The 4,661-nt window shown below is 66.3% G+C and carries 7 protein-coding genes; 5 read left to right on the top strand and 2 right to left on the bottom strand.

What is annotated here, in order from left to right; genetic code table 11:
• Both VK533_RS14030 and VK533_RS14025 read left to right on the top strand, forming a co-directional pair.
• A partial coding sequence (locus VK533_RS14030; RefSeq protein ID WP_324378703.1) for an alcohol dehydrogenase catalytic domain-containing protein occupies positions 1 to 1,001 on the top strand: 1,001 nt, incomplete at its 5' end.
• 79 nt (positions 1,002 to 1,080) lie between these two features.
• Positions 1,081 to 1,338, top strand: a complete 258-nt coding sequence (locus VK533_RS14025; protein WP_324378701.1) for a GCG_CRPN prefix-to-repeats domain-containing protein — start codon at positions 1,081 to 1,083, stop codon at positions 1,336 to 1,338.
• Between the two features lie 69 nt (positions 1,339 to 1,407).
• Here the strand turns inward: VK533_RS14025 and VK533_RS14020 are convergent, their stop codons facing one another.
• Entirely contained in the window at positions 1,408 to 1,965 is a 558-nt protein-coding gene (locus VK533_RS14020; protein ID WP_324378699.1) for a hypothetical protein, read from the bottom strand.
• A gap of 28 nt (positions 1,966 to 1,993) precedes the next feature.
• Positions 1,994 to 2,515 carry a hypothetical protein gene (locus tag VK533_RS14015; protein ID WP_324378698.1) on the bottom strand — a complete coding sequence of 174 codons (522 nt, stop codon included), beginning with the start codon at positions 2,513 to 2,515 and terminating at the stop codon, positions 1,994 to 1,996.
• 171 nt (positions 2,516 to 2,686) lie between these two features.
• Here VK533_RS14015 and VK533_RS14010 point away from each other — a divergent pair, with 171 nt between their 5' ends.
• From VK533_RS14010 to VK533_RS14000, 3 genes are all read left to right on the top strand, one after another.
• On the top strand, positions 2,687 to 3,397 hold the full coding sequence (locus VK533_RS14010) for a PEPxxWA-CTERM sorting domain-containing protein (RefSeq protein ID WP_324378696.1): 711 nt from the start codon (positions 2,687 to 2,689) through the stop codon (positions 3,395 to 3,397).
• A gap of 229 nt (positions 3,398 to 3,626) precedes the next feature.
• The gene (locus VK533_RS14005; RefSeq protein WP_324378694.1) at positions 3,627 to 4,223 is read left to right on the top strand and encodes a PEPxxWA-CTERM sorting domain-containing protein; all 597 of its coding nucleotides are present in this window, start codon (positions 3,627 to 3,629) and stop codon (positions 4,221 to 4,223) included.
• A gap of 218 nt (positions 4,224 to 4,441) precedes the next feature.
• Positions 4,442 to 4,661, top strand: a 220-nt coding sequence (locus VK533_RS14000; protein ID WP_324378692.1) for a hypothetical protein, incomplete at its 3' end; no start/stop codon positions are given.

Below are 4,661 nucleotides of genomic sequence, written 5' to 3'. Positions count from 1 at the left end.
CGATGATCGTTCCGCAACCCAATTCCCCCTTCCAACTGGTCGAGCGCGAGATGCCCGTACCCGGGCGCCACGAGGTGCTGGTGAAGGTGCAGGCGTGCGGCGTCTGCCACAGCGACTCGGTGACGGTCGGCGCGCTGTTTCCCGGCATCGAATATCCACGCGTACCGGGGCATGAGGTGATCGGCACGATCGCGGGGCTGGGCCCCGACACCGACGGCTGGAAGGTCGGCGAGCGGGTCGGGATCGGCTGGTTCCCGGGATCGTGCGGCTATTGCCTGCATTGCCGGCGCGGCGAGGCCTATGTCTGCGACAATGTCCATGGCGCGACCGGCGTGTCGCGCGACGGCGGTTATGCGACCCACATGATCGCGGACACATCCGCGCTGGCGCATGTTCCGGCCTCGCTGGATTCGGTCGAAGGCGCGCCCTTGATGTGCGCGGGGGTCACGACCTTCAACGCGATCCGCAATGCCGGCGCGAAGGCGGGCGAGCTGGTCGCGGTCCAGGGGATCGGCGGGCTCGGCCATCTCGGCATCCAGTTCGCGGCGAAGCTCGGTTTCCGCACGGTCGCGGTCAATCGCGGGCGCGACAAGGAGGCGCTGGCGCGCCAGCTCGGCGCGCTCGACTATATCGACAGCGAAGCGGACGATCCGGCCAAGGCACTGCAGGCGATGGGCGGCGCGAAGGCGATCATCGCCACCGTCACCAATGCCGACGCGATGCAGGCGATCGTCGGCGGCCTGGGCGCGGGCGGCACGATGATGCTGATCGGCGCGGCCGGCCCGATCACGATCAACCCGGTCGAACTGCTGCTGAAGAGCGCGGGCGTGCGCGGCTGGTATTCGGGCGTGGCGGCGGATTCGGAGGACACGTTGCTGTTCAGCGAGCTGCACAAGATCGCGTCGATGAACGAGATCTATCCGTTCGCCGAGGCGCAGGCGGCGTATGACCGGATGATGAGCGGGAAGGCGCGGTTCCGGGTGGTGCTCAAGATGGAGTGAGGGCGCGCGATCCGGGGAACGGCAGCGGCAAGGGAGCGTTGGTGCGGCCGTCCCATCAGGACTTCTTGGAGAGGATGTCATGAACAAGATCATCGCGGCTGTCCTGGCAGCCACCGTTGCCGTGAGCGGCATTTCAGCGGCGCAGGCGGCGGACGGGTGCGGCCCGGGTGGCCATCGCGGCTACCATGGCAATTGCCGGCCCAATCGCGGCCGCGGCCCGGTCGTCGTCGCACCGGGTCTGGTGGTCGGCAATTTCTATCGCGGCCACGGCTATTGGGATGGCCATCGTTACTATCAGCACCGCGAACGCTGGCACAACGGCTGGCGCTATCGCTGAGCGAAGAGGCGTCCTTTAGAGGATGCCGAAGGGCGGAGACGGGCTGGGCCTGTCTCCGCCTTTTTGCTGCTAGCGAGGCCAGCGGATCGTCGTGATATCGATCACGCGAAAGGGCAGGCCATCGTCGCCGCGCGGAGGCGACGCCCGTTCATATTTCATGATCAGCCCGCACGTCACATCGTCGATGGCGACCGGCCCGGTGGAGGCGAGGATGTGGCAATCCTCGATCTGCCCATCCTCGGCGATGAACCACGCTGCCTTTACCACCGCGCCCGGATAGGGCTTCGCCGCCGCACGGGCCTCGGCGCTGAAGAAGATCGCTTCCAGCGGAACCAGCCGGACCGCGCGCACGCTCCATTTGGTGGGATGGGCGGCGAGATCGCGGATGGTGGACTCCCGTGCGGCAACGATCGCGCGAATGTCCGGCGCGAGAGCGCCATCGGGGAAGCGCTGCAGATACAGACGATAGTCGGCGAGGCTGTTGGTCCGTGCGGCGCGGGCGCCCAGCGCGCGCTCGTCTAGATCGGCCGCGGCCTGGGCGACACCGGAGGCAGGAACGGGTGCAGGCGCGACGGCATCCTGGGTGGCGAGCGCGAGCCCGAGCAAAGCAAAGAACGGAAGAGGCATTGGCGGTTCCTGTGTCGGGTCGGCGTTGCTAGCCGCGCCAGTCGCTGAGCGCTTCATCATACGCGTCTTTCTCCCGGTCGCGATGATCCTCGAGCGCGGCGATCTCCGTGTCGCGCTTGCGCTCCAGCGCGCGGCGTTGCTCGCGGAGTTCGGCCTCACGTTTCGCCAAAGCCGCGAGGGCTTTGTCGTGGCGCGCTTCGGCGGCGGCTAGCGCCTTGTCGGCGCGGTCGAGCGCGGCGCGGCTGGGCCGGGGCGCGGGTTTGGGCGGCGGATCGGCGGCGGCGCGCTTCGCCGGGGGGCGGCGGGGCGCGGCCATTTCGAGCGCGGCGAACTGCTCGGCCTCGGTACCGCGCAGCACCTTGATGACCTTGCCGGGATCGGCGAGCGGGGCTTTGGTCAGCTTGGCATCGGTGACGATCTCGGCGCGACCGCTGGCGAACAGGTTGCGGTCCGCGCCCCACGCCTCGAGCGCCGCCTTCATCGTCGGTGCGGCGACATAGGCATCGTGGAAGCCGATGGCGGTTCGAAAGACTTTGAGCGCGCGGGCCATGCGGACTCAATCCGCGACCGGCTTGTTGGCTCCCGGACCTTTGCGGGGCCGGACGCGGCTGTCAGGCTCCGGCGACTTGCCTATTTAGGCAATAGAGGCGCCCCACCCTCCGCTGATAGGGCGAAAAGCCTGGGGGCGATACGCCGCCCCGCAGCTATTTGGGGGTGTAGCATGAAGTTTCGTATCCTTGCCGCGATCTGCGGCGCGAGCCTGGCGTGCGGGGCCGCGCAGGCGCAGAACCTGCTTACCAACGGCAGCTTCGAACTGTTCGATGCGGATCACCCGTACGTCCCCGACGGGAACGATACGGACACATTCAATCCGGGCAGCACGGGCATCCTCGGCTGGACGGTGACCGCAGGGACCAACATCTCAGTGGACGGGCCGACCAATCCGTTCGGCGAGATCGCCTCGGACGGCAGCTACAGCCTCGACCTGACCGGTTATGCCGACAGCAATCCGTTCGGCGGGGTCAGCCAATCGATCGCGACCGTCGCGGGCCAGCATTATCGGCTGACCTTCGACCTCGGCAACAACGTGCATTACGTCAACGAGGCTTACGACCTCGCCATCCTGGCTTCGGCCGGCGCCACGTCGCAGACCTTCACCAATCCGGTCTACCAGCAGAGCTTCAACCCGGTGGTATCGTGGGCGACCGAAACGATGGATTTCGTCGCAACCGGCAGCAGCACCTTGATCACGCTGCATGGCGGCATCAGCGGCGCAAATCAGGCCGCGATCGGGCTCGACAATGTGAGCGTGGTCCAGCTCGACAGCAGCGCCGCGCCCGAACCGGCAAGCTGGGCGCTGATGCTGGGCGGGTTCGGCATGGTCGGCGGCGCGCTGCGCAGCCGCAAGCGGGCGGCCGTCAGCTTCGGCTAAAGTTCCTCCCCCAAGAGGGCGTAAGAGCGCCGCCGGGCCCCAGGGTTCGGCGGCGCTTTTCGTTTGGGGATGGCCCGACAAGCGCCGCAATCGCCGCCCCCAATGGCGGGACAGACAACCGGGCGGCCTTCGTCGGTTCACTATAATGTATCAATGGTGCAATAGCCGCGATCTGGTAAAGCGCTGTTAACCGCCGGTCTGTTTTGTGGCGTATTGTGGGGGAATTACCGTGAACAAGCTTCTTTGCGCGTGCGCCGCAGCGGCGTTGACTATTGGTGCCGCAAGCGGCGCCGCCGCCCAGGTCGTCAATTTCGAAGACAACCCGGCCCAGAACCCGAACCAAACGGTCGTCAGCGACGGTTACGCTTTCTCGCAGGACAATTGCTGCCAATATAGCTGGGCCCACGGCCAGAACAGCGACAACGGGACGACCTACCTGATCTATTCCGAGGGTCCGACCGTCATGACCAAGATCGGCGGCGGCACGTTCGATGTCAGCAACCTGGATGCCGGCCTGTCTTTCTATGCCGACACCAACGGCTTCAGCCTGAACCTGACCGGCACGCGCGCCGACAGCAGCACCGTGACGGCCTCGCTGACCCTCGATTTCTTCTTCCAGACCTACACGTTGAGCGGCTTCAACAATCTCGTGTCGCTGTCCTTCTCCAACGATCCGGAAGGCTATATCGCGCTCGACAATATCAATGGCAGCGGGGGCACGTCACCCGCGCCCGAGCCGGCGAGCTGGGCGCTGATGCTCGGCGGCTTCGGCATGGTCGGCGGTGCGCTGCGCAGCCGCCGCAAGGCCGCCGTCAGCTTCGGCTGAGATCGTCGGACAAGGTGGATAAAGCGCCGTCGCACCTTCGGGTGCGGCGGCGTTTTGCTTTTGCGGTCAGGCTGCGGATTCCTGGTGGCGAGCGAATATGGCGACTGAAATTGCCGCCCGCTGATTTGCACTAACTTCGGCATCGCAAGAAGCGGCAGGATTGCGCGACCGGTGGTTTCATGGGACCTTCCTTGCCGTGGCAGGGACGGGGGACTCCAATGCCGTATCCACGAGCGCATTATTTCGTTCTGATCGTGCTGGCGGTGATCGCGGCGGGCTTCTGGCCCAGCTATTTCAGCGTCGCGGGCGCGGTGCCCTGGCAATTCCACGCGCACGGTATCGCGGCCAGCATCTGGGTGTGCATGGTGGCGGCGCAAAGCTGGACCGCGCACCACAAAGGGCAATTGGCGGTGCATCGCGCGATCGGCATGGCGAGCC

It is taken from the genome of Sphingomonas sp. (assembly GCF_035317925.1).
Classification (GTDB): Bacteria; Pseudomonadota; Alphaproteobacteria; order Sphingomonadales; family Sphingomonadaceae; genus Sphingomonas_I.
Note: the sequence above shows the minus strand (reverse complement) of the source record. Positions and strands in the feature narration are given on the sequence as shown.